Genomic DNA, 25,696 nt, shown 5'->3' with positions numbered 1-25,696 from the left:
GTTGGCTGCCCGCTCTTTCTTCTGGCTCTATATATTGTGTTTGCACCCTATCAGATACCGTATATGGGGCGCAAGCAAACAGCCGGGAAAGCGGAAATCAGGCCGTTCACACAGTGGTAACACACTGTTTTTGGGGAAATTAACCAATAGCAGCCTAGCATCAGTATGAGGGGGCAAATTTTGGAGGCTGTAAATGGAGACCACTGAAACCGAGCTGATGCTGAAAGGATACGGGCTGACCACGGCGGAATTCACCTATTGTATGCCCGACTACATCCACGTTCTGAACACCTTTGTATGGCAGGAGTACGACCTTGCCCCGGACCATCCGCGGCTGTTCGAATTCATCGAATTCTGGCAGCGCGAAATTGACGGCCCGCTGCATTCCGTCCGCTTCAATCACCGCAAGATGATTGGCCCGGGAGAATGGCGCAACGTGGTCGGGGAGTTTCAGCTGCATTGAAACAGCTTGCATTTTAGTGTGATTGCAAGACCGTCGCGCAGTCTTTGCCGTTGCGTGTATGCAGGGGGCGTCCTAATCCTATGCGTGTTTGAAGCACCCGGGCGGGGCCGGTCCACGGCATACCCTTACAGACCCGGGGCGCACTGAAAGCAGGCAGGGATTTATGCGCACGAACTTTTTTGGAAACCAGTTCGAAAACATCTATGTGGCGTCCGCGACGATCCGGGAGAGCTTTTACGGCCGGGGCGGCGACGATGATTTCACGCTGTATCATCACGATCGGGATGGTGTGAACATTCCGGATATGACTGACCGTTTCTTCGGCGGCAGCGGAGATGACACGCTGGATCTTTTGACCTTCAGCGTGACCAGCGAAAGCGACAACTTCAGTAAATACAGCCAGCTCAGCTTTGATGGGGGCAGCGGTTATGACACTGTGAAGTCCCAGTTGACCGCTGAGGTGACAGGCGGTTCCATCCTGGATCTGGATGCAATTGAAACCAGCGTTATCTCGGTTGAGCATTGGTATTATGATATATTTTTGCAGGAAGTCTCCGGGGATGGCAACTTTACGGTCCAAGGCGGGGCAAAGGATGACACGCTGAGGATTACCCAGCTTAAAGATGCGATTGACACAGGTCTCCGCGTCAACACATTCTCTGGCGCGGACAGCGTGCTTTACACCGCTAACGCCGACGTTACAGACCTGATAGTGAACACTGGCAGTGGCAAGGATTATTTCGAGTTCAACAGCAATTGGGGCGTTATCGCAGATATCACGGTGAAAACCGGCAGGGGCAAAGACACGGTTGTCATCAATGGCTCGACAGTCACCTCTCCGGCCGGGCTGGACGCGGTTATTAAAACCGGCGGAGGGGCCGACACGATTGTACTGGAGGGCATGCATTCGGAAACCCTGAAGGCAGGCGGCGGATCAGATGACATCTACATCCTGACCGGCAGTTTTGCGAATGCTGCGGACAGCATCAAAACCGGCGGCGGCAAGGATCGCGTATTTGTGGAGCTTGACGCCTATTCGACAGTCGCAATTGTCGAGGATTTTTCGGCAGCCAAAGATGTCTTTGTGTTCGACCGGCAGGAGTCCAGCCTGGAGATCCCGCGAAACACAGACGTCTTGTTCGACAGGGGGGAATGGGAGGCTTCGGAAGAAGACAGGCTGTTCATGGATAACGAGGCGGACAAGCTTTATTACGGCAGTAACGTCCTGGTCGAATTCACAACGGATGTTGAATTGACAGCCGGCAATTTCACTGTCGGCAGCTGGGACTACTAAGACCTGCCAAAAGAAGGAGGGGGCGCTAGGCCGAGCAGCTGGCGCCTCCCAGAACGCAGAACTTGGCGCAATGCGGGTGGTTCAGCTGAACCGGGCGTTCGGCCTCGGCGAGGGTTTCGCCCAACTCGAACTCAGGTGCGTAAGGCAGCAGTGTGCAGGCCAGCACGGCTGGTGCCTTGGCGCCTTTGCGTTTAACGACCATGCGCGACGAGGCGCACATGACGCTACCCGGGGATTTGCCCAGGATATCCCAGCAGGCAGTGGTGATTTCGGGCACTTCCACGGTTTCGTCCATTTCAGGAAACAAAACAGTTTGACCCGGGTCGTGCGCATCAATGGCAAAGCCATGCGCGGCAAACAGCGCGGCATAGCCGTTGCGGGCCTCTGCATCGCTTTCTTCCCATACGGTGCGGCCCGCCACGGCCATCCGCATGCCATTATCGCGCAGCCATTCCATGCCTTCGATGGTTTTGGCAAAGCTGCCGGCGCCGCGTTCCTTGTCGTGCAGGGATTCGCAGTGGTGATCGACCGAGATGCGAAGTGTCAGCTTGTTTCCGAACTCTTCCTGCAAGGCCAGTAATCCGGATTTCACAGTCTTGCGCATCATCGGGCGCATGGCATTGGTCAGGATCAGCACGTCAAACCCGCGCTCCAGCGCCGCCCGGGCCATGGCGATCATTTCGGGGTTCATGAACGGCTCGCCGCCGGTAAAGCCGATTTCTCGGATTGGCCAATTGCGTTCCCCGATCTGGCTGAGATAGCTTTGCACTTCGGCCTCGGTCAGATAGACCAATGCGTCATTGGTGGGGGAACTCAGAATATAGCAGTTTGTGCATTCGATATTGCACAGTGTGCCTGTGTTGAACCAAAGGGTTTCGGGGTTGCTGAGCGGCACCGAAGCGCGTTGCTGACCATTGGCCGTCACAAAGGCGTCTTGAAACTTGCCTAGGTTTGCAACGGGTTTTTGCAGGTCTTTCATGCGGATGTCCTTTGGGGCAGTTCCTTTCGCGGGAAGCTACCTTATACTGGGCAGGAAATGAAAGCAGCCGGGCAGGCACATGACAGGGATGTGAGCGGCAGTGTGCCGCGCCTGCACCGGCGTAGACAGGAAGTACAGGAATGGTTTCGCGTGTGATACCGGTCGCCCCGTTTGACCTGGTGATTTTTGGCGGCACTGGCGATCTTGCGCGGCGCAAGATCCTGCCGGCACTGTTCCGCCGTCATTGCGCTGGCCAGCTGACCGGGGCAGAGCAGATCATCGGCGCTGCGCGCACTGGCATGTCCAGTGCCGAATACCGCGCAATCGTTGCCGAAGCGGTGCATGCGCACGCGGGTCCCAAGGCCTGCGGCGGCGGAGCGCTGGAGGCGTTTCTGGAGCGGATCAGCTATGTTGCGCTGGACGCGCGGGGGGAAGAGGGCTGGAAGGAGCTGAGCCGCCAGTTGCGGCCTGCAGATGAGGCGCCTGTCCGCATGTTCTATTTCTCGGTGGGGCCGGGGCTGTTCGGACCGCTTGCAGAGCGGCTGCACGGCCATGGGCTGGCCAATGCGGATACGCGGATTGTTGTGGAAAAACCTTTTGGCCGGGATCTTGTCTCCGCGCGGGAGCTGAACCGGACGCTGGCCAGTCATTTCGATGAAAGCCAGATTTACCGGATCGACCATTACCTGGGCAAGGAAACGGTGCAGAACCTGATGGCCGTTCGGTTCGGGAATATGCTGTTTGAGCCATTGTGGAACAGCCAGTATGTCGATCACATCCAGATCACCGTGGCTGAAACTGTCGGTGTCGAAGGCCGCGAAGAATACTATGAACGCGCAGGCGCCATGCGTGACATGATGCAGAACCACCTGATGCAGCTCTTGTGCCTGATCGCGATGGAGCCGCCGGCCAAATTCGATCCCGATGCGGTGCGTGATGAAAAGCTGAAAGTGATCCGCGCACTGGACCCGGTGGAGCCGCATCACATCGTGCGCGGCCAGTATCAGGCGCGCCTGGACCCGTCAGACCCGCATCCCTCGTACCGCGGACTGGTCGGCAACCCGCGCAGCACGACCGAGAGCTATGTGGCGCTGAAGGCCCATATCAGCAATTGGCGGTGGGCGGGCACGCCGTTTTATTTGCGCACGGGCAAACGGCTGGTGAACCGGTCCTCGGTTATCAACGTGATGTTCAAGGACGCGCCGCATTCGATCTTCGGAGCCGAGGCCGGGCGTCACGCCAACCACCTGAAAATCCGCCTGCAGCCGAATGAGGGTATCACCCTCAGCGTGACAATCAAGGAACCGGGGCAGGGCGGAATGCGGCTAGTGGATGTACCGCTGGACATGAGTTTTGCCGAAGCACTTGGGCCGGAAGGCGGTGATCCGCCGGATGCTTATGAACGGCTGATCATGGATGTTGTGCGCGGCAACCAGACGTTGTTTATGAGGGGGGACGAGGTCGAGGCGGCCTGGGCCTGGACAGATCCGCTGATTGCGGGCTGGAAGTCCCGGGGCGATGTGCCTAAACCCTATGAAAGCGGCAGCACCGGACCCGGCGATGCCGATTTGCTGATGCGCCGCGACGGGCGTGAATGGAGAGGGATAAACCCATGAAATTCAACGAATACCCCGACCAGGATATGTTGGCGATTGAAGTCGCCAATGAAATTGCAGGCGATCTGAAAACCCACTTGCTCACACATGATGCAGCTTCCTTTGCGGTGGCCGGCGGGACCACGCCGGGGATGATCTTTGACGACCTTTGCGCAGCCGACATTGACTGGGACCGGGTACAGGTCATGGCCACTGATGAGCGCTGGGTGCCCGCAGACAGCCCGCGTTCCAATGCCAGCATGATCCGCGCACGGCTGCTGCAGAACCGGGCAGCTGCGGCGCAATTCTTGCCGTTTCATGTGCCGGACCGGCAGCCCGAAGAGGTGCTGGCGGAACTTGAAAGCCAGATCGTGCCGCAGTTGCCTCTCTCCGTCCTGCTCTTGGGCATGGGCGAGGACATGCACACGGCTTCGCTGTTTCCCGGCGCCGACGGGATCGAAGATGCACTGGCCCCGGATGCGCCTGCGCTTATCGTGATGCGGCCTGACAGCCAGCCCGAAGTGCGCATCAGCCTGACAGCAAGAGTGCTTGATTCCGCCATAGCCAAACATTTGGTGATTTTCGGCGACGCCAAGCGCCGGGCGCTTGAACTGGCGCTGGCATTGCCGCCGGAAACTGCGCCGATCCAGGCCGTAATGTCCGAGGTATCCGTGCATTGGGCGCCTTGAATTCAGGAAAGATAGATATGTTCAAGGACTTGAAGTCGCTGCGTTCCCACGAATGCGGCGAGAGTATTTCTGAGTTGTTTGATAACGATCCGAACCGCGCCGACGCGTTCAGCGTGCGGTTTGAAACACTTTTGTTCGACTACTCCAAGACACAGATCACCGCCAAAGTGCGCACGGCGCTGACGGCATTGTGCAGCCAGCAGAATGTTGCCGGGCGGCGTGATGCCATGTTCGAAGGCAAAGAGATCAACGAAACTGAGCAGCGTGCGGTGCTGCATACAGCCCTGCGGGACCCCGATGGTCCTGAACTGAATGTTGAGGGCGAAGACATCCGCGCACCGCTGCGTGCGACACTTGGGCGGATGGAGCGTTTGGCGCGACGCGTGCGTTCAGGCAAACTTGCGGGTCCGGGCGGGCATTTTACTGATGTGGTGAACATTGGTATCGGCGGGTCTGACCTGGGGCCGGTTATGGCGGCACTGGCACTGGCACCGTATCACGACGGGCCGCGCTGCCATTTCGTGTCCAACGTGGATGGCGCGCATATTCACGACATCTTGCAACGGATTGATCCAAAAACAACTTTGGTGATTGTCGCGTCCAAGACCTTTACCACCGTTGAAACCATGACAAACGCCGCGACCGCGCGGCGCTGGATTGAGGCAGGTGGCGGTGAACCTGCGCGTCAATTCCTGGCACTGTCGACGTCCGAAGAGGAAACCGCCGCCTTCGGGATCCCGCGGGAGCATGTGTTCGGGTTTGAGGATTGGGTCGGCGGGCGCTATTCGGTCTGGGGCCCCATCGGGTTGAGCCTGATGCTGGCAGTCGGCCCGGACCGCTTTCGCGAATTCCTGGCTGGCGGCAAGGCGATGGACGACCATTTCCGCACAGCCCCCTGGGAACAGAACATGCCGGTGATGCTGGCTTTGACCGGCATTTGGCACAACCAGGTCTGCGGCCATCCGACCCGCGCCGTGCTGCCGTACGACCAGCGGCTGCGGCGCCTGCCGGCTTATCTGCAGCAGCTGGAGATGGAATCAAACGGCAAATCTGTTGCGATGGATGGCTCGCCTTTGCCGTATCCTTCAGGGCCTATCGTTTGGGGCGAACCCGGCACCAACGGGCAGCATGCTTTTTATCAGCTGCTGCATCAGGGCACGTCCGTCGTGCCTGCAGAATTCCTGGTCGCAGCCAAGGGCCATGAACCGGAGCTGGAACCGCATCACCGGCTTCTGGTGGTTAACTGCCTGGCCCAATCCGAGGCGCTGATGCGCGGGCGCAGCCTGGAGGAGGCCTGCGCGCTGATGCGGGCTGCCGGGTATGAGGGCGCTGAGCTTGAACGCCAGGCCCGCCACCGGGTTTTTCCGGGCAACCGGCCCTCGACCACGCTGATCTACCCGCAGCTGACACCGTATGTGCTGGGCCAGATCATCGCGCTTTATGAACACCGTGTGTTCGTTGAGGGCGTGATCCTTGGCATCAATTCCTTTGACCAGTGGGGCGTGGAACTGGGCAAGGAACTGGCAGATTCCTTAATACCGCTGCTGGCGGGGAAGAAAGATGACGCGGGCAAGGACGGGTCTACCCGTGCTTTGCTGGACTTCGTGCGCAAATCCGAGACCTGAGGCAGGCGTTAGTGCAGGCGGGGCAGATCAAGCCCCGCCGCCAATTCAGGGCAGTGTCACGCTGCTGGTGATGGTATTGACGAATTTCCCGGTTTCCGGGTCTGTCAATGACGAGAAGCCGCCGCCGCCCTCGGCATCCGACCAGTGCCCAGTGCCGCCAGTCAGTTGCCAGCTGCCGGTCAGGGCGCCGGACGGATCCATTGCTTCAGCAGTCCAATGCAGCACAACCTTGTCACCGGTGCTGCCGGTAAAGACGCATATGCCACCGCCGCCAACGCTGCCGGACGCAATTTCAACCGCGCCGAAACACGGCCCTGCCGCACCGTTCATCGGGTGGCCGGTATCCGTCATTTCCACGTTTTCATAAGAACTGTTGATTTGCATCACCATGTGCCCGTCGGCAATTTCGGTTACAGAGCTGGTCGATATTCCTGTTCCAGCACCTGCCTGGTCCCAGGTCGTGCCGGCAATTCCGTCTCCTGCGCTGAAGGCGCAAAACAGTGCCATCAATAAACAATGACGTATCATACTGGTCCCCTCTCAAAACGGTTCGCCTGCACTGCACAGACGGACTGTGTCAGGTTAACACAATTTTGCGAAACCACGCTGTGATGGCTGGAATGGGTCAGGGCCATCCTGGCATTTCGGTTTCCGGCGCGTGCGCGCGACCGGAAATGCGGCTGCAACACCGGCCTCTCTCAGCAGCCTCCTGCGCAGCGGAAGCGCACATGTTGCCAGAGATCTTCGGCCAGAGCCCAGTCGATCAGAGGATCGGCAGCATCACGACAGGCAGCGCCTATGACACCCGGAAACGCCACGAGGCGATTGCAGCCCGGTGCGCCTCGGCTATATCATCCCGCCAGGCAAGAATGCCACGCCTTGGAAGCTGGCAAGCGCCGGGGCCGTCGTCCAGAATGAGGCGGTGCGGCCCGCAAAGCTGATTAAACAAACACTTGTTACCTGCGAGCCGCTGCCCCATTGGTTAAGAGGCAATTTAAGGGTAGGGCCAGAATTTTGCCTTTTACGGGGAATTGTCGCTTTCAAATGTCAGAACTGACGGTTCTTCTGGCCGAATTCGTTTGCTTGCTCCCTCTGCGAACAGGCGCGCGCCTGTTGCAATACCACCGTTTTCCTTCTTCCTGGGTTATCTGACGCTTTCAGCGTTCAATTGCCTGCTCGCTGCATTTTTGATGAAATGCCTGCAGGCGCCCCTGATCTGGCTGAGTGCCGGGGAGGGCGGAGCGTCAAAACGGTGAGGGGAGCTCGCCGGGGATCACGCTCCCGTCGTCAGAATAGGAGAATACCATACCTCTCTTGGCATCAAAGACTGCTTGATCCTTGCTGCATGGTCTTATCCTGAAAGACGGAGAAGAGAGGAATAATTTGGAGCGGGTAGCGGGAATCGAACCCGCGCCTTAAGCTTGGGAAGCTCGCATGATACCATTTCACCATACCCGCTCGTTGGGCGAAGGATTATGCCGCGGCGCCACTAAGGTCAAGGGCACCGCAGCGTATTTTATTGTGGAAAGGTCAGCCGCGGCGGCGGCGGCGGCGGCCTCCGCCAGCGCCTTCTCCATCGCCGCCGCCGGTGTTGAAGTTCACCTGCGGCAGGGTCACCACGGTGCCAAGGATCGGGAACGGCTCAGCCGAGTTCGGAATGGCCGACGCGTTCACGAAATGCTCCTGAAAGCGCGGCTCAACAGCGGTTTCAATCTTCTCGATGTTGCGGACGGTTTCCTCGATTTCGCCGCGCGCTTCGGTGTTCAACAGCGCAATGCGGGCACCGGTGCCGGCGGCGTTGCCTGCCGACGTTACCTTGTCCAGCACGCAGTCGGGGATCATGCCCAGAACCATCGCGTGCTTGGCCGAGATATGCGCGCCAAAAGCACCGGCCAGAACCACCCGGTCCACCGTTTCAACGCCGAACTTGTCCATCAGAAGGCGCGCACCGGAGTAGAGCGCTGCCTTGGCCATCTGGATCGCGCGGATGTCCGGATTGGTGACGGTGATGGTCGGGCCGCCGTCGGCAGAGCCGTCCCACAGCATGTAAGCGTTGGTACGCCCGTCCTGGATGCAGCGGGCCGTGCCGGTCTGTTCAGCTGAACCGATCAGGCCAGAGGCATCCAGCACCCCGGCCAGACGCATCTCGGCAATCGCTTCGATAATGCCGGAGCCGCAGATACCGGTGATGCCGGTGCTGGCGATTGCGTCGGCAAAGCCGTCCTCGTCCGACCAGATTTCCGAACCGATCACCCGGAACCGAGGCTCCTTGGTTTCCGGATTGATCTCGACGCGTTCGATGGCGCCAGGCGCGGCGCGCTGGCCGCTGGAGATCTGCGCGCCCTCGAATGCGGGGCCGGTGGGCGAGGAACAGGCCAGCACCTTTTCCTTGTTGCCCAGCAGGATCTCGGCGTTGGTGCCGACATCGACAACCAGCACCAGATCTTCGGACTTATCGGGCGCTTCGGACAGTGCCACCGCGGCGGCGTCGGCGCCGACGTGACCGGCGATACACGGCAACAGATAGACGCGGGCGGCCGGGTGGATGTTCAGATCGAGTTCCACAGCACGCAGGGCGAGCGAATTGGAGGTCGCCAGCGCAAAAGGCGCTTGGCCCAGCTCGAACGGGTCTATCCCTAAGAACAGGTGGTGCATCACCGGGTTGCAGACAAACACGGCATCGACGATCAGCGCCTTGTCGATTTCCGCCTCAGACGCAATCTGGGTGAACAGTGCGTTCATGCCTTCGCGCACCGCGCGGGTCATTTCCTGATCGCCGCCCTTGTTCATCATCGAATAGGACACCCGGCTCATCAAATCTTCGCCAAAGCGGATCTGCGGGTTCATGATGCCGGAGGAGGCGACAACCTCGCCGGTTTTCAAATCGCACAGATGCGCGGCAATTGTGGTAGAGCCAAGATCGACTGCCAGGCCATACACAGTGCCCTCATAGAAGCCTGGCCAGATATGCATGATTTTCGGCGGGTGGCTTTCGTCGCCCAGATGCACGGCCACAGTGACCTTCCAGCCGCCTTTGCGCAGGGCAGGCTGCAACGCATGCAGGATATGCAGATCGGTCTTGACGCCTTTGAGGTCCCACTGGGCATCCAGCGCTTCGATCAGCCGTTCCATATCGCCTGTGGGTTTGTGCATGTCCGGCTCTTCCACCTCGACGTAGTAGAGCCGGGTAGAGGGGTTCATAATGATATCGCGGGCCTCGGCGCGTTTGCGCACCACCTGGCGGTGGACCTGGCTTTCCGGCGGCACGTCGATGACGATGTCGCCCTGCACCGTGGCCTGGCAGCCCAGGCGGCGGCCGTCGATCAGGCCGCGCTTGTCCTTGTAGCGCTGTTCAACCTTGTTCCATTCGCTGAGCGCGCCTTCCTCGGCGGTCACGCCATGCTTGGAAAACTCGCCGTAGGACGGGGTGATCTGGCATTTCGAGCAGATCCCGCGGCCGCCGCAGACCGAGTCGAGGTCGACCCCAAGCTGCCGGGCGGCGGTAAGGATCGGCGTGCCCGCGGGGAAACGCCCGCGTTTGCCGGATGGGGTAAACACAACGAGGGGTTCGTCAGTCATGCCTGTAGCCTTCTCATTCCGCAATTTAGGCGGAGCATATGGGCTTTTGCGGCAGGCGAAAGGCAATGGGCGGCATTTTCCCGTCTGCTGGCGCCATTTTTCCAGATTTGGTGACTTTGGGATGCGGTTTTTAGCAGGCCGTCAGTCAGAGGGCGGCTTGTGCCTCAACCTCTTTCAGCCACGCCAGAATCTCTGCCCGGTCGCCATCCAGTTGAGGGGCAGGGGCGCGGGTTTCAGGGTCCGGCAGGCCGCTCATCTTGATCGGATTGCCTGCTGACAATTTTGCGGATTGACCGTTTTCGCCTAGAACCTCGACGACCATGTTGCGGGCCAGGATCTGCGGGTCCTTCATCACCTGATCCACTGTTTGGATCGGCCCTGTTGGAATGCCGGCCCCGGTCAGAATTCCGATCCAGTGATCCTTGGTGTTCCCAAGTGTCACAGCTTCGATCAAGCGTTTCAGAAGGCGGGCGTTGTCGCAGCGCGCCGGATTGGTGGCAAAACGCGGGTCGCTTGATAAGGGCAACCGCAGAGCGTCGCAGAGCCGGACAAACAGCGCGTCATTGCCGGCAGCAATCACAAACAGCCCGTCTGATGCGTGGAAAGTTTCGAACGGAGTGATCGAGGGATGCCGGGCACCAGAGGGCTGGGGGGCTTGTCCGGTAACCGACGTGATGGCAATGGCGTGTTCCAGCAACGCCAGTTGGCTGTCCAGCATGGCGACATCGATAAACCGGCCCTGGCCGGTCTTCTGCACGTCCAGCAGCGCCGCCAGAACGCCGTGCCCCAGGAACATACCCGCCACGATATCGCCGATCGAGGCGCCGACGCGCACCGGATCCCGGCCCTTTTCCCCGGTGATCGACATCACGCCGCCGCGGGCCTGGACCACCATGTCATATGCGGGTTTCAGGGCGTCCGGCCCGGAGTGGCCAAAGCCCGACACAGCGCCATAGATCAGCCGCGGGTATCTGGCGTGCAGATCCTCCCAGCCGTAGCCCAGCCGCCGCATCACGCCAGGGCGGTAGTTCTCCAGCAGTACATCAGCCTGTGCCAGCAGCCGCTCGAAGACAACGCGGTCCTCAGGTGATTTCAGATCCAGCGCAATGCTTTTTTTACCGTGGTTGATAGTGGCAAAATATGCGCTTTCACCGTCCTTGAACGGCGGGAAGGCGCGGGTGTCATCACCTGATCCGGGGCGTTCCACCTTGATGATTTTGGCGCCAAGATCCGACAGGATCATTGAGCAATAGGGACCGGCCAAAACATGGGTGAGGTCCAGAACAGTGATGTTTTCCAGTGGGGCGGCCATGACAATTCCTGCATCATCCTTGCAGGTTTTCTGATAGGCTATGCAGGCCAGCACGCATTGACCCAGATCAGAACCACGCGAAAGAGATTGCTGCACTGCAGGAATTCTTGCCCGCTGCCTCTTTCCCCTTGGTTGGTTCTGTGCCATAGGGTCACCGCCAAACGGGGTTATGCATGAGGATGACCAATGCAGATTCGTGAGGCTCTCACCTTTGATGATGTTCTACTGGTGCCAGGCGCGTCGAGCGTGCTGCCCAATACCGCTGACACGCGCACCCGGGTGACGCAATCGGTATCGCTGAACATCCCGCTTTTAAGCTCGGCCATGGACACGGTGACCGAGTCCCGCATGGCGATTGCCATGGCCCAGGCCGGCGGCATGGGGGTGATCCACAAGAACCTGAACGTGGAAGAGCAGGCCCGCGAAGTGCGCCGGGTCAAACGCTTTATCTCGGGTATCGTCTATAATCCCATTACCCTGACCGCAGACCAGACCCTGGCCGACGCCAAGGCGCTGCAGGAACGTTACCGGGTGACGGGCTTCCCGGTGGTGGACGGTTCGGGCCGCGTGGTCGGTATCGTCACCAATCGCGACATGCGCTTTGCCTCTGACGACAGCACGCCGGTGTCGGTGATGATGACCTCTGACAATCTGGCGATGCTGCAGGAGCCGGCCGATCTGGAAGAAGCCAAATCGCTGATGAAGGCACGCCGGATCGAAAAACTGCTGGTCTCTGACAAAGATGGCAGGCTGACGGGGCTTCTGACCCTCAAAGACACCGAACAGGCCGTGCTGCACCCGACCGCCTGCATGGATGAGCTGGGCCGCCTGCGGGTTGCCGCCGCCAGCTCGGTCGGCGACAGCGGCTTTGCCCGTTCCGAAGCGCTGATCGACGCAGGTGTCGATATCGTTGTTGTGGATACGGCCCATGGCCATTCCGCGGGCGTGATCGACGCGGTGAAGCGGATCAAGGCGCAGTATGGCACGGTGCAGGTGATTGCCGGCAACGTTGCGACCGCGGAAGCCACCCGCGCGCTGATCGACGCAGGTGCGGATGCCGTCAAGGTCGGCATTGGCCCGGGCTCTATCTGCACCACCCGCATGGTGGCGGGTGTCGGCGTGCCGCAGCTGACCGCGATCATGGATTGCGCAAATGCGGCTGGAGACATTCCAGTGATCGCTGATGGCGGCATCAAATTCTCGGGCGATTTTGCCAAGGCAATTGCAGCGGGTGCCTCCTGTGCCATGGTTGGATCGATGATCGCCGGTACAGATGAATCCCCGGGCGAGGTGATCCTCTATCAGGGCCGCTCGTTTAAATCCTACCGCGGCATGGGCTCGATGGGGGCTATGGCACGCGGCTCAGCCGACCGGTATTTCCAGAAAGACGCCGCCAGCGACAAGCTGGTGCCGGAAGGTATTGAAGGCCAAGTGCCTTACAAAGGCGGCGCCGGGCCGGTGGTTCACCAGTTGGTCGGCGGTCTGCGTGCTGCAATGGGCTATACCGGCTGTGCGACTGTGGACGAGATGCGCAGGAACTGCAATTTTGTCCGCATTACCGGCGCCGGGCTGAAGGAAAGCCATGTGCATGACGTGCAGATCACCCGCGAAGCCCCGAACTACCGGGCAGGATAAACAGATGATGGCCGTGTGCATTCAAAGGGCAGGGGCATGACCCCCGCCGCCCGCCTGCAGGCGGCCATTGAGGTTCTCGACCAGTTTCTGGAAGGCGAACCCGCGGAAAAGGCGCTGACCTCCTGGGGACGCCGGAGCCGGTTTGCCGGATCAAAAGACCGGGCCGCGGTGCGTGACCATGTGTTTACCGCGGTGCGGTGCCTGCGGTCGCACGCAGCCCTTGGCGGCGCGCGCAGCGGGCGGGGGCTGATTCTGGGCGCGCTGCGCGAAGCGGGACAGGATCCGGACGGAGTCTTTGGCGGACAGGGGTACGGGCCTGCACCTCTGACCGCGGCGGAACGTCTGCTGCCGCCCCCGCCGGAAGGGGCGGAGGCATTGGATGTTCCCGATTGGTTGTGGCCTGAATTCAGCAGCAGCCTTGGGGAAGAGGCGGAAGCCGCAGCACTTGCCCTGCGCGAACGTGCGCCGGTTCATTTGCGGGTGAATACTGCCCGCAGCACGCTTGCGCGGGCGCAAGAGGCGCTTACCGCAGAGGGCATCGAAACCCGGCCGCACCCGGCGGCTGCCACAGCGCTGGAAGTGACCGCAGGCGCCCGCAAGCTGCGCAACACGAAGGTTTATCAGGACGGTCTAGTCGAATTGCAGGACGCGGCGAGCCAGGCTGTAACCGCGCTTTTGCCGTTGCAAGACGGAATGAAGGTGCTGGATTACTGCGCCGGCGGCGGCGGCAAGACATTGGCCATGGCCGCACAGGCGGACTTGCAGCTTTTTGCCCATGATGCCGACCCCAAGCGGATGAAAGACCTGCCCGAACGCGCGGCCCGGGCGGGTGCGCAGGTTCAGCACCTGATGACTGCGGACCTGGAGCGCAGCGGGCCGTTTGACCTGGTGCTGTGCGATGCCCCCTGTTCAGGGTCCGGGTCCTGGCGGCGGGCGCCCGAAGGCAAATGGCGGCTGACGCCTGAAAACCTGCAGGCTCTGCACCGGGTGCAGGCAGAAATCTTACACGCCGCGGCAGGCCTGACGGCGCCTGGCGGGACCCTGGCCTATGCCACCTGCTCGATGCTGAACGGCGAAAACACCGGGCAGGTTCAAAGGTTTTTGCAAGAGAACCGGGGCTGGTCACTGGCGGCGCAGCAAAGCTGGCACGTGCAGAACGGCACCGATGGTTTCTTTGTTGCCGTGTTGACGCGCGCAAAGGGCGGTTGTTAGGGTCGCCGCGGGGAAACCTTTGTGTTTCTTAACGTGGTTTTAACCAAAACCGCCGCGTTATGGCGTCACTTTGCATTGTCCATGGAGCCGTAATGTCCGGTCGCCAAGAAACTTCCGTTCCGGAACTTCGCGTTTATGCACCCGAGCACCTCCGGCTGGCCGCGACACTGCTGCTGGCGCTGATGCTGATGTCCGGCCCCTGGCTGGTGCCGCTGCCGGATTGGATGGGCCGCGGCTTCGTCATGGTGGGGCTGACACTGACAGCTGTGGCGGTGCTGATGGTCATTCAAACCCGGATGCGGCTGAATGCGCGGTCGATGGCGGCGGACCTGCTGACCGGCTTTATCGAAAAAGATGCAACGCCCAGTTTTGTCACGGACGACGACGGAGTGATCCATGCCTGCAACGGGGCCGCTGTAAAACGGTTCCAGGACGGCAGCCGCGACACATTGGCAGGAACCTTGCGGTCGATCCTGGCCAACCCATCGGCGGTCTTGTACCGGCTGCAAAGCCGGGCCCGTGTTGATGGGGCCGCACGCGAGGATATTGTGACCCGCCGCGGCCATGTGCGGCTGGCGGTTCACCAGATGAATGGCGGCAGCTTTTTGTGGCGGGTCGAGGATATCCTGAATCGCGGCGGCAACGGGCGTGGTGCGGAAACGATGCCGGTGCCGATGATCACGGTTGGCCGCACTGGCGCCGTTTTGTTTATGAACGAGGCGGCCCGCGGCCTGATCGGCGAACGGGTCAAATCCACCGACCGCTTGTTCCCGGCACTGCCGGTTATGCCCGGGCAGATCAACACGCTCAGCACCAAGACCGGCCCGGTTCAGGTGCTGGTCAGCGAGAAGAACCGAACCCAGGGCCGCAGCGAGCTGTTTCTGATGGAGGTGGATGAAGGCAGTTTCGACTCCGCCCAAGCCGGGTTGGAAGCGCTGCCGGTTCCGTTCCTCAAGGTTGCTCCCACAGGTGAAATTCTGACCAGCAACCGCATGGCCCTGCGTCTTTTGGGGGTCGATAGCTGTGCCAATCTGAAACTTGGCCAACTGATGGAAGGGCTAGGCCGCCCGATGTCTGACTGGCTGCATGATACAGCCGATGGGCTGGCGCCGAACAAGTCTGAATTCCTGCGCCTGTCGCGTGCTGACAAGGAAGTCTTTGTACAGGTTACCCTCACCCGGGTGGTGGAAGAGGGCACTCCGATGCTGATCGCTGTTCTGAATGACGCGACCGAGTTGAAGACGCTGGAGGCTCAGTTTGTGCAAAGCCAGAAGATGCAAGCAATTGGACAGCTGGCAGGCGGCGTTGCGCATGACTTTAACAACCTGCTGACCGCGATTTCCGGCCACTGCGATTTGCTGCTGCTGCGTCATGATCAGGGCGATCAGGACTATGGCGATCTGATCCAGATCCACGAGAACGCCAACCGGGCGGCCTCGCTGGTCAGCCAGCTGCTGGCGTTTTCGCGCAAACAGACCCTGCAGCCCGAAACCCTGGATGTGCGGGATACACTGTCGGACCTGACCCACCTGTTGAACCGGCTGGTGGGCGAAAAGGTTACGCTGACCCTCAGCCATGATCCGGTGATGAAGTCGATCCGGGCTGATAAGCGGCAGCTGGAACAGGTGCTGATGAATCTGGTGGTGAACGCGCGCGATGCGATGCCGCAGGGCGGCGAGATCCGGGTCGAGACGGAAGTCATCTCGCTGGACAAACCGCTGGAACGGAACCGCGCCACAGTTCCGGCTGGCGATTGGGTTACCGTGAAAGTGTCCGACGAAGGCGTCGGAATCGCTCCGGACAAGCTGCAAAAAGTGTTTGAGCCTTTCTACACCACCAAACGCACGGGCGAGGGAACGGGTTTGGGCCTGTCCACGGCCTATGGCATCATTAAGCAGACCGGCGGCTACATCTTCGTCGACTCGGTCAAGGGGCACGGCACGCAGTTCACCCTGTTCTTTCCGGTCTACAAACAGCAGGCCGACCAGCAGGCCACCGAAAAGCCGGCGGAGACCGCGGAGAAGGCTGTTGCCGCCCAGCATGGCGAGGGCGTGGTGCTGCTGGTCGAGGATGAGGCTCCGGTGCGGGCCTTTGCCTCCCGGGCTCTCAGGATGCGGGGCTATACAGTCCTGGAAGCAGAATCCGCCGAGGACGCACTGCGCACGCTGGAAGATCCCGGCCTGACTGTGGATGTGTTTGTCACCGATGTGGTGATGCCCGGCATGGATGGGCCCAGCTGGGTGCGCCAAGCACTGAAAGAGCGTCCTGATACCCGGGTGGTGTTTGTTTCAGGTTATGCCGAAGGGGCCTTTGGCGAGGCTGACCCGGAGGTGCCGAATTCGGTCTTCCTGCCCAAGCCGTTCTCGCTCAACCAATTGACCGAAACGGTTCACGCGCAACTGCATTAAGGTTGAGAAATTCAGATCTGTAAAAGCCGCCGGTTCCGGCGGCTTTTTATGGTCAACGGGCTGGAATAGAATCGTAAAGTTCAAATTCCGCAGCACGCTTTCGCCGGACATGGTTCTGGGCTTCCGGGCTTAGTGTCAGACTTGCCTGAGGGCTGACATTTTTGCGCTCCAGCCGGATTTCCACGTCCAGGCGAAACTCCAGGAACTGCTTCAATGCGTCCTGATCCTCATAGCGGAACAGATGGCGGACCTTGCAGCCATTTGGCTGTGCCTCCAGGAATTTCGCTTGGCTGCCGACATTGGCAAAGGCGGGCGGCTTGCCTTTGCAATAGGCGTGCAGGAAGTCGTCAAAGCTGACATCCTTGGTTGAATTCGGATTGCCATCCAGTGCCGGCCGCTGCCGGTACCTGTACCAGCTGCCAAGCCAGCTGACCGGCTCGCGCATCACTGCGGCCACCTCCAACTCGGCGCCGCAGACCTTCTCAAACATTGGCCGGATCCACCGGTTGTAGCGGTACAGCGGTGCATGTTTCAGCTCCGGCGGGTCGGAGATCACCAGATCCGCCCGGTTGCGCAACGCCGCCTGAAAGGCTGTGGTGCCGGTCTTGGGAACCGAGAGAAGCACCAGCCGTTCTTTGAAAAATATCATCATTCCGTTAACTGCCCGGTAAAATTTCTTGCTGCGGATTAACCATCAATCTTTCTTTAACACCCAGAGTTTGTTGTGGGTACACAGAGTTTTCTGTTGCAATGTTCTCTTTTTGATCTCATAAGGAACAAGAGGTGAACAAAGCAGTGATTGCCGCACGCCCCGGTGTGTGACACATAGAAAGGGACAAGGGACTATGGCGGATCTTTTGACCATGAAAAATAAAGTAAGCGGTGACAAGCAAAAGGCGCTCGACAGCGCGCTTGCCCAGATTGAGCGGCAGTTCGGCAAGGGCTCCATCATGAAGCTCGGCGATGGCACGGCCCTGCAGGAGATCGAGGCCAGCTCGACCGGATCGCTGGGCCTGGACATTGCGCTGGGGATCGGCGGCTTGCCGATGGGGCGGATCATCGAAATCTACGGTCCGGAAAGCTCGGGCAAGACAACGCTGACGCTGCATTGCATTGCGGAACAGCAGAAAAAGGGCGGTGTCTGCGCCTTTGTCGACGCCGAGCACGCGCTGGATCCGCAATATGCGGCCAAGCTGGGTGTCGACCTGGACGAGCTGCTGATTTCGCAGCCCGATACCGGCGAACAGGCGCTGGAAATCACCGACACGCTGGTGCGTTCGGGGGCCGTCAACATGGTGGTCGTGGACTCGGTTGCGGCCTTGACGCCGAAGTCCGAGCTTGAGGGCGACATGGGCGACAGCAGTGTTGGCGTGCAGGCCCGGCTGATGAGCCAGGCAATGCGCAAGCTGACCGGCTCGATCAGCCGCTCCAAATGCATGGTGATCTTCATCAACCAGATCCGCATGAAGATCGGCGTGATGTTCGGCTCGCCCGAAACCACCACCGGCGGCAACGCGCTGAAGTTCTATTCCTCCGTCCGCCTGGACATCCGCCGCATCGGTGCGATCAAAGACCGGGACGAAGTGGTCGGCAACTCAACCCGCGTCAAAGTGGTGAAGAACAAGGTGGCGCCGCCGTTCAAGCAGGTGGAATTCGACATCATGTATGGCGAAGGCATCTCGAAGATGGGGGAACTGCTGGATCTGGGCGTGGCGGCCGGTGTCGTCAACAAATCCGGTGCCTGGTTCTCCTACGGCGATGAGCGGATCGGGCAGGGACGTGAAAACGCTAAAACCTTCCTGCGGGACAACCCGGCGATTGCCTTTGACATCGAAGATAAGATCCGCGCCTCGCACGGGCTGGAGTTCGACCGCCCCGATGTGAGCGGCGCAGACGATATCCTTGAGGCCTAAGCGCCGGATAATCTGATCAGATCTTAGAAATGCTAGGGCGTGGCGCAAGCTGCGCCCTTTTTCATGGGAGACGCCGCTTCGCGCTGTGGACAGCGCGCCGGCGGGGCGGTACACCTGCCCGGAACGCTTATTTTAAGCCCGCAAGAGATCCCGCATATGCCGACGCTCAACGATATCCGCTCAACCTTTCTGAACTACTTTTCCAAACAGGGGCACGAAGTGGTGGACTCCAGCCCGCTGGTGCCGCGCAACGACCCGACCCTGATGTTCACCAACTCAGGCATGGTGCAGTTCAAGAACTGTTTTACCGGGGTTGAGACCCGCGATTACAAACGCGCGACCTCCTCGCAGAAATGCGTGCGGGCCGGCGGCAAACATAACGACCTCGACAACGTGGGTTACACCGCGCGCCATCACACGTTCTTCGAGATGCTCGGCAATTTCTCCTTTGGCGATTATTTCAAGCACGAGGCAATCCCCTTTGCCTGGGAGCTGATCACCAAGGAACTCGACGTTCCCAAAGACCGGCTTTACACCACCGTCTATCACACCGACGACGAAGCCTTTGAGATCTGGAAAAAGATCGGAGTGCCGGAGGACCGGATCATCCGGATCGCGACCTCAGACAATTTCTGGCAGATGGGCGATACCGGCCCTTGCGGCCCCTGCACCGAGATCTTCTATGACCACGGCGATCACATCTGGGGCGGCCCTCCGGGTTCGCCTGAGGAAGACGGTGACCGGTTCATCGAGATCTGGAACCTCGTTTTCATGCAGAATGAGAAGTTCGCCGACGGCTCGATGGTCGATCTGGAAATGCAGTCGATTGATACTGGCATGGGGCTGGAGCGGATTGCGGCGCTGCTGCAGGGCACCCATGACAACTATGAAACCGATCTGTTCAAGTCGCTGATCGAAGCTTCCGCCAATGTGACCAATTCGGAGCCGTTCGGGGATCAGAACGTGCATCACCGGGTGATCGCGGATCACCTGCGTTCGTGCTCTTTCCTGATTGCCGAGGGCGTGCTGCCCTCGAACGAAGGCCGCGGCTATGTTCTGCGCCGGATTATGCGCCGGGCGATGCGCCACGCGTCGCTGCTGGGGGCCACCGATCCGGTGATGCATAAACTGGTGCCGGCGCTGGTTCAGAAGATGGGTGCGGCCTATCCGGAGCTCGGCCAGGGCCAGGCGCTGATCGAAGAGACGTTCGAGCAGGAAGAAACCCGTTTCCTCAGGACATTGGACCGTGGCCTGAAGCTGCTGGACGATGCCTCGGGCGATCTGGGCAAGGGCGATGTCCTGCCCGGTGAAACTGCCTTCAAACTCTACGACACTTTTGGTTTCCCGCTTGATCTGACGCAGGACGCGCTGCGTGCCAAGGAGATCGAGGTCGACACCGACGGGTTTGATGCGGCCATGAAGGCGCAAAAGGAGAAATCCCGCGCTGGCGGCATCGGTCTGGGCGAAGCGGCAGATGTGAAGGTCTACTTCGACATTCTTGATACAGCCGGACCGACCGAGTTCTTGGGCTACGAAACCGAGAAAGCCGAAGGCCAGGTTGCAGCAATCGTCAAGGATGGCGCGCAGGTTCAATCGGCGGGCAAGGGCGAAACGGTTCAGATCATCCTGAACCAGACGCCGTTTTACGGTGAAAGCGGCGGCCAGGTTGGCGACAGCGGCGTGCTGACTGTCGAAGGCGGCGCAGCCCGTATCACCGACACCAAAAAGGTGGAAGGGCTGTTCCTGCACATTGCCGAAGTGACCGAAGGCGAAATTTCCGTCGGCCTTGGTGCCGCGATGGAGGTCGATCATGCGCGCCGCAGCCGGATCCGGGCCAACCACTCTGCCACTCATCTGCTGCATGAGGCGCTGCGCAACGCGCTGGGGGAGCATGTGGCCCAGAAAGGATCGCTCAACGCTGATGACCGTTTGCGTTTTGACTTCAGCCATAACAAGGCGATGAGCGTTGCTGAGCTGACGAAGGTCGGCGCGGAAGTAAATGATTTCATTCGTCAAAATACTCCCGTATCGACCCGGATCATGACACCGGGTGATGCACGGGACCTGGGCGCGCAGGCGCTGTTCGGCGAGAAATACGGGGACGAAGTGCGAGTGGTCTCGATGGGTCGGGCGGAAACCGGCAAGGGCCACGATGGCGACACCTATTCGATCGAGTTGTGCGGTGGCACCCATGTGAAGCAGACCGGCGACATTGGCACCTTTGTGATCCTTGGCGACAGCGCGTCTTCGGCTGGCGTGCGCCGGATCGAGGCGCTGACGGGGGCCGCGGCGTTTGAGCATTTGGAGCGCGAAGCAGGCCGGATGGCCGAAATTGCAACCGCTCTGAAGGCACAGCCTGCGGATGTTATGGACCGTCTGAAGGCGATGATGGACGAGCGCAAGGCTCTGCAGAACGAGATTTCAAATCTCAAGCAGCAGGTTGCGATGGGCGGCGGTTCCGGGAACGGTGCCGATGCCAAGGACGTCAACGGCAAGAAGTTCCTGGCCCAGGCACTGAAGGGGGTGTCGGGCAAGGACCTGCGCGGCCTGATTGATGTGCATAAGCAGAACATCGGCTCCGGTGTGATCCTGCTGATTGCCGAGGAGGACGGCAAGGTTGCTGTGGCCGCGGGTGTGACCGACGATCTGACCGGTGAAATCTCAGCTGTGGACGTGCTGAAGGCGGCTGTTCCGGCTGTGGGCGGCAAAGGCGGCGGCGGCCGTCCGGATATGGCCCAAGGCGGCGGCAAGGATTTCTCCGGCGCCGACGAGGCGATCAAGGCAGCCGAAGCCGTGCTGGCCGGTTGACCGTTTGGTCAAAAAAGACTTGGTCTTTCCGGCAATTCGCCTAATCTGCCGGAAAGATCATAACTTGGGAGGCTCCGATGCCCGCACTTTGGATTGCACATGTGACCGTCACCGACGCTGATGCCTATGGCAAATATGCCGAACTGGCGGGGCCGGCCATCGCCAAGCACGGCGGCACCTTCGTCGCGCGCGGCGGGCGTTTTGTGCAGCTGGAAGGCAAGGAGCGTCCGCGCAATGTGGTGGCCAGATTCCCAAGTGTTGACGCCGCCGTCGATTGCTATCACAGCCCGGAATACCAGGAGGCGCTGAGCCATGCGCGCGGCGCGTCCGAGCGCGAGCTGATGGTGGTGGAAACCTCCGAATAATGATCACCGCTTTTGCGGAAATGCTGAAACGCCACGCTGGCCAGGGCCGGGTGGCGTGGATTGGTCTGCGCCCTGCGCGGCGGGAAGAAATTCTGACAGTGGAAGCTGCGGATGTCGCGGTGGCGGGGCTTTGCGGCGATCATGCCAAGCAGGGCAAACGCGCCGTAACCCTGATCCAGGCCGAGCATCTGCCGGTGATTGCGGCCCTCGCCGGGCTGGACAATTTACAGCCGGAACTGTTGCGCCGGAACTTTGTCGTTTCCCGGATCAACCTGGCAGCTTTGCGCAAAGCCAAACTGCAAATCGGGAGTTCTGTTTTGCATGTGACCGGCCCCTGTCCGCCCTGTTCGCGGATGGAGGAGGCACTGGGCCATGGCGGTTACAACGCGATGCGCGGACATGGCGGCTGGTATGCCGAAGTTGTGCAGCCGGGCAGGGTGGCTTTGGATGACAGCGTTACAGCCCTGACTTCAGTGGAATAGAAAACGGCGGCAGAGATTTCTGCCGCCGTTTCTTGTTTATCAGGCGTTGGCCTTGGCCATCCGCTTACGCTCATGCGGGTCCAGGTAGCGCTTGCGCAGGCGCACGGAGTTCGGCGTCACCTCGACCAGCTCGTCGTCGTTGATGTAGGCAATCGACTCTTCCAGCGACAGCGTCACCGGAGTTGTCAGACGCACCGCGTCATCGGTGCCCGAGGCCCGCACGTTGGTCAGCTTCTTGCCCTTCAGCGGGTTCACTTCCAGGTCGTTCTCGCGGGAGTGCTCGCCGATGATCATGCCGGTGTAGACGTCGGCCTGGGCGCCGATCATCATCTTGCCGCGTTCTTCCAGGTTCCACAGCGCAAACGCAACCGAAGTGCCGTTTTCCATCGAGATCAGCACACCGGCGCGGCGGCCCGGGATCGCGCCCTTGTGCGCAGTCCAGCCGTGGAACACACGGTTCAGAACGCCGGTGCCGCGGGTGTCGGTCAGGAATTCGCCATGATAGCCAATCAGCCCGCGCGAGGGCACATGCGCGATGATGCGGGTTTTGCCTGCGCCTGCGGGCTTCATCTCGACCAACTCACCCTTGCGGGTGCCGGTCAGTTTTTCGATCACCGCACCGGAGTATTCGTCATCCACGTCAATGGTGGCTTCTTCGACCGGCTCCATGCGCTTGCCGTCGACTTCCTTCATGATCACCTGCGGGCGGGAGATCGACAGCTCGAACCCTTCGCGGCGCATGTTTTCGATCAGAACGCCCATCTGCAGTTCACCGCGGCCCGAAACCTCAAAGGCCTCACCGCCAGGGGTGTCCTCGATCTTGATGGCGACGTTGCTTTCCGCCTCTTTCATCAGACGGTCGCGGATGACACGTGATTGGACCTTTTTGCCATCTCGGCCCGCCAGCGGGCTGTCGTTGATGCCAAAGGTCACGGTGATGGTCGGCGGGTCGATCGGCTGGGCGTCCAGAGGATCATCCACGGCCAGCGCGCAGATGGTATCGGCCACCGTCGCCTTGGCCATACCCGCGAGGGAGACGATGTCACCAGCCTGGGCTTCTTCGATGTCCTGCTGAGCCAGGCCGCGGAAAGCCTGGATGCGTGTGACGCGGAACTGCTCGATTTTCTGGCCGATACGGGTGAGGGCCTGCACGGTGGCGCCGACCTTCAGCTTGCCGGATTCGACGCGGCCGGTCAGCAGGCGGCCCACAAAGGGGTCGCTGCCCAGTGTGGTGGCCAGCATGCGGAAATCTTCGTCCTGGCGTTTGATCTGTTTCGGCTCGGGCACGTGGTTCACGATCAGGTTGAACAGCGCGTGCAGATCCTTGCGGGGACCGTCCAGTTCTGCGTCGGCCCAGCCGTTACGGCCAGAGGCATACATATGCGGGAAGTCCAGCTGGTCTTCGTTGGCGTCCAGCGAGGCGAACAGGTCAAAACACTCGTCCAGCGCGCGGTCAGGCTCGGCGTCCGGTTTGTCGACCTTGTTCAGAACCACAATCGGGCGCAGGCCCAGGGCCAGCGCCTTGGAAGTCACGAATTTGGTCTGCGGCATCGGGCCTTCGGCGGCGTCCACCAGCAGCACCACACCGTCAACCATCGACAGGATCCGCTCCACCTCGCCGCCGAAATCGGCGTGGCCGGGGGTGTCGACGATGTTGATACGGGTGCCGTTCCACTCGACCGAGGTGGGTTTGGCAAAAATGGTGATGCCGCGCTCGCGCTCCAGATCGTTGCTGTCCATGGCGCGTTCCGCCACAGCCTGATTTTCGCGGAAGGCGCCGGATTGTTTCAGCAACTCGTCGACCAGGGTGGTTTTGCCGTGGTCAACGTGAGCAATGATCGCAATGTTGCGCAAGTCCATGACGTTCGCCTTTGTAAGGAAGTTGGGCCGCGCATAGCCCGAACCCGGTACAAAGGCCAGAGGAAAACCGTCCAAAGGCGCCGCAAATGCGGATCAGTGAGCGGAAGACTTGGAAAACAGGTGGATGATGACGATGCCCGACATGATCAGCACCATGCCGATCACAGCTGGCAAATCCAGTTTCTGGCCGAAGACAAAGAAGGCGATCACGGCAATCAGCAGGATGCCGAGCCCGGACCAGATCGCATAGACAATCCCAACCGGCATGAATTTCAGCGTCAGCCCCATCATGTAGAAGGAAAACGCATAGGCAACCAGCACGATCAGAGACGGCCCCAGTTTGCTGAACTGCTGGCTGGCTTGCAGGGCCGTGGTGCCGATGGTTTCCGCTGCAACCGCGATGATCAGATAGAAATAGTGAACCGGCATCTCTGCCTCCATGTGCGCGTTCCGCCCCGGCCTGCGGCGGGGCTGTGTTCCTAATTCCGGTACCGTATCCAATGCAGTGCTGGAAGTCCCAATGCGTCACTGTTTGCCCCGTTTTCGGCCGCCGTAGCAATGAACAGATGACTGTGCGCGGATACGCTGTACCAAAATAAGAAGCTGCGCTAGGAGAAAATTCTGAAAAGCAAGATCATAATGAGACAAGCACTCTGATCAGCGTTTGAACACGAGGAGCGACAAATGTGCCGTTGGGCTGCCTACACCGGTGCCAAAGTCTTTTTAGAAGACATTATCTCTGTACCTGAACATTCGCTGATAGCGCAAAGCCAAAAGGCGGTTGAATGCAAGACTGCGACCAATGGCGACGGGTTCGGCATTGCCTGGTACGGGCAGCGAACCGAGCCGGGGCTTTACCGGGATGTCTACCCGGCTTGGTCGGACTGTAATCTGCGGGCGCTGGTGAGCCAGGTTCAATCCGGTCTTTTCCTGGCGCATGTGCGGGCCTCAACCGGATCCGCTACCAGCCGCAACAATTGCCACCCGTTTTCGGCCGGCAAGTGGAGCTTCATGCACAACGGTCAGGTCGGCGGGTTCGAGACATTCCGCCGTCATGCTGACATGTGCATCCCGGATGAGCTGTATGAACATCGCAAAGGCGCCACAGACAGCGAGGTGCTGTTTCTGCTGGCCTTGCGTGAAGACCTGGATGCCGATCCAAAATCTGCGCTGGAGCGGGCGGTGGGCTGCATGGAAAGCCTGTCGCGTGCCCGGGGCCGCACGCCGCACATGCGCCTGTCCGTGGCTATGTCGGATGGAGACAGCCTCTATGCCGCGCGTTATTCCTCCGACAGCATTGCACCATCGGTCTATTACCGCTGGAGCCACAGCCTGAACGGATGGGCCGTTGTTTCGGAACCGCTTGAAGACACAGGTGAAGCATGGAGTGAATTGCAACCGGGGGAGTTTCTGACACTGACCTCCAAAGGCGCGGAAACGCAGCCGTTTCAGCCGTTTCTGGAGTGAAACGCTGCCC

The 25,696-nt window shown here is 60.2% G+C and carries 20 protein-coding genes and 1 tRNA gene; 13 read left to right on the top strand and 8 right to left on the bottom strand.

The features are described from left to right. Window positions 1-193: 193 nt before the first annotated feature. Together A2I95_RS01150 and A2I95_RS01145 are read left to right on the top strand one after the other, a co-directional pair. The gene (locus A2I95_RS01150) at window positions 194-463 is read left to right on the top strand and encodes an usg protein (RefSeq protein ID WP_024090192.1); all 270 of its coding nucleotides are present in this window, start codon (window positions 194-196) and stop codon (window positions 461-463) included. A 163-nt stretch (window positions 464-626) separates the two neighbouring features. Then, on the top strand, window positions 627-1,757 hold the full coding sequence (locus tag A2I95_RS01145) for a hypothetical protein (protein WP_291726883.1): 1,131 nt from the start codon (window positions 627-629) through the stop codon (window positions 1,755-1,757). 25 nt (window positions 1,758-1,782) lie between these two features. Here the strand turns inward: A2I95_RS01145 and A2I95_RS01140 are convergent, their stop codons facing one another. Beyond that, window positions 1,783-2,736 carry a radical SAM protein gene (locus A2I95_RS01140; RefSeq protein WP_291726881.1) on the bottom strand — a complete coding sequence of 318 codons (954 nt, stop codon included), beginning with the start codon at window positions 2,734-2,736 and terminating at the stop codon, window positions 1,783-1,785. A gap of 140 nt (window positions 2,737-2,876) precedes the next feature. Between A2I95_RS01140 and zwf the strand changes: the two genes are divergently transcribed. From zwf to pgi, 3 genes are read left to right on the top strand one after another with little or no spacing between them, the layout of a single operon-like run. After that, a complete protein-coding gene (zwf, locus tag A2I95_RS01135) occupies window positions 2,877-4,352 on the top strand; it encodes a glucose-6-phosphate dehydrogenase (RefSeq protein WP_291726879.1) in 1,476 nt (491 codons plus the stop codon). Beyond that, entirely contained in the window at window positions 4,349-5,020 is a 672-nt protein-coding gene (gene pgl / locus A2I95_RS01130; RefSeq protein WP_291726877.1) for a 6-phosphogluconolactonase, read from the top strand. Before zwf ends, pgl begins: the two co-directional genes overlap by 4 nt. A 17-nt stretch (window positions 5,021-5,037) precedes the next feature. After that, a complete protein-coding gene (gene pgi, locus A2I95_RS01125) occupies window positions 5,038-6,645 on the top strand; it encodes a glucose-6-phosphate isomerase (RefSeq protein WP_291726875.1) in 1,608 nt (535 codons plus the stop codon). Window positions 6,646-6,690: 45 nt separating this feature from the next. Here the strand turns inward: pgi and A2I95_RS01120 are convergent, their stop codons facing one another. The 4 genes from A2I95_RS01120 to A2I95_RS01105 all read right to left on the bottom strand — a co-directional run bounded on the left by A2I95_RS01120 (window position 6,691) and on the right by A2I95_RS01105 (window position 11,536). Next, window positions 6,691-7,173, bottom strand: a complete 483-nt coding sequence (locus A2I95_RS01120) for a hypothetical protein (RefSeq protein WP_291726871.1) — start codon at window positions 7,171-7,173, stop codon at window positions 6,691-6,693. A gap of 856 nt (window positions 7,174-8,029) precedes the next feature. Beyond that, window positions 8,030-8,103 (bottom strand) — tRNA-Gly (locus tag A2I95_RS01115). 72 nt (window positions 8,104-8,175) lie between these two features. Beyond that, window positions 8,176-10,224 carry an ASKHA domain-containing protein gene (locus A2I95_RS01110; protein ID WP_291726868.1) on the bottom strand — a complete coding sequence of 683 codons (2,049 nt, stop codon included), beginning with the start codon at window positions 10,222-10,224 and terminating at the stop codon, window positions 8,176-8,178. Window positions 10,225-10,369: 145 nt separating this feature from the next. Next, window positions 10,370-11,536 carry a CaiB/BaiF CoA-transferase family protein gene (locus A2I95_RS01105; RefSeq protein ID WP_291726865.1) on the bottom strand — a complete coding sequence of 389 codons (1,167 nt, stop codon included), beginning with the start codon at window positions 11,534-11,536 and terminating at the stop codon, window positions 10,370-10,372. 186 nt (window positions 11,537-11,722) lie between these two features. Here A2I95_RS01105 and guaB point away from each other — a divergent pair, with 186 nt between their 5' ends. From guaB to A2I95_RS01090, 3 genes are all read left to right on the top strand, one after another. After that, a complete protein-coding gene (gene guaB / locus A2I95_RS01100) occupies window positions 11,723-13,171 on the top strand; it encodes an IMP dehydrogenase (RefSeq protein ID WP_291726863.1) in 1,449 nt (482 codons plus the stop codon). A 36-nt stretch (window positions 13,172-13,207) separates the two neighbouring features. Beyond that, the gene (locus A2I95_RS01095) at window positions 13,208-14,383 is read left to right on the top strand and encodes an RsmB/NOP family class I SAM-dependent RNA methyltransferase (RefSeq protein ID WP_291726860.1); all 1,176 of its coding nucleotides are present in this window, start codon (window positions 13,208-13,210) and stop codon (window positions 14,381-14,383) included. A gap of 92 nt (window positions 14,384-14,475) precedes the next feature. Beyond that, on the top strand, window positions 14,476-16,791 hold the full coding sequence (locus A2I95_RS01090; protein WP_291726859.1) for an ATP-binding protein: 2,316 nt from the start codon (window positions 14,476-14,478) through the stop codon (window positions 16,789-16,791). A gap of 52 nt (window positions 16,792-16,843) precedes the next feature. On the opposite strand, the gene A2I95_RS01085 is transcribed toward A2I95_RS01090, so the two are convergent. Next, complete coding sequence (locus A2I95_RS01085; protein ID WP_291726856.1) at window positions 16,844-17,443, bottom strand: gamma-glutamyl kinase; 600 nt, start codon at window positions 17,441-17,443, stop codon at window positions 16,844-16,846. Between the two features lie 193 nt (window positions 17,444-17,636). Between A2I95_RS01085 and recA the strand changes: the two genes are divergently transcribed. From recA to A2I95_RS01065, 4 genes are all read left to right on the top strand, one after another. Further along, the gene (recA, locus tag A2I95_RS01080) at window positions 17,637-18,704 is read left to right on the top strand and encodes a recombinase RecA (protein ID WP_291726854.1); all 1,068 of its coding nucleotides are present in this window, start codon (window positions 17,637-17,639) and stop codon (window positions 18,702-18,704) included. A gap of 156 nt (window positions 18,705-18,860) precedes the next feature. Continuing rightward, the gene (gene alaS, locus A2I95_RS01075; RefSeq protein ID WP_291726852.1) at window positions 18,861-21,512 is read left to right on the top strand and encodes an alanine--tRNA ligase; all 2,652 of its coding nucleotides are present in this window, start codon (window positions 18,861-18,863) and stop codon (window positions 21,510-21,512) included. A gap of 77 nt (window positions 21,513-21,589) precedes the next feature. Then, complete coding sequence (locus tag A2I95_RS01070) at window positions 21,590-21,877, top strand: DUF1330 domain-containing protein (protein ID WP_024089895.1); 288 nt, start codon at window positions 21,590-21,592, stop codon at window positions 21,875-21,877. Next, window positions 21,877-22,359, top strand: coding sequence for an MOSC domain-containing protein (locus tag A2I95_RS01065; protein WP_291726847.1), 483 nt, complete (start codon window positions 21,877-21,879; stop codon window positions 22,357-22,359). The genes A2I95_RS01070 and A2I95_RS01065 overlap by 1 nt, the downstream gene beginning before the upstream one ends. Before the next feature lie 39 nt (window positions 22,360-22,398). Here the strand turns inward: A2I95_RS01065 and typA are convergent, their stop codons facing one another. Next, entirely contained in the window at window positions 22,399-24,219 is a 1,821-nt protein-coding gene (gene typA / locus A2I95_RS01060) for a translational GTPase TypA (protein ID WP_291726846.1), read from the bottom strand. Window positions 24,220-24,312: 93 nt separating this feature from the next. After that, a complete protein-coding gene (locus tag A2I95_RS01055) occupies window positions 24,313-24,648 on the bottom strand; it encodes an SMR family transporter (RefSeq protein WP_291726844.1) in 336 nt (111 codons plus the stop codon). Between the two features lie 255 nt (window positions 24,649-24,903). Here A2I95_RS01055 and A2I95_RS01050 point away from each other — a divergent pair, with 255 nt between their 5' ends. Beyond that, complete coding sequence (locus tag A2I95_RS01050; RefSeq protein WP_291726842.1) at window positions 24,904-25,686, top strand: class II glutamine amidotransferase; 783 nt, start codon at window positions 24,904-24,906, stop codon at window positions 25,684-25,686. Window positions 25,687-25,696: the final 10 nt, after the last annotated feature.

The sequence above is a fragment of the Leisingera sp. F5 genome (assembly GCF_001593695.1).
This window is presented reverse-complemented; position numbering and strand designations above follow the sequence as displayed.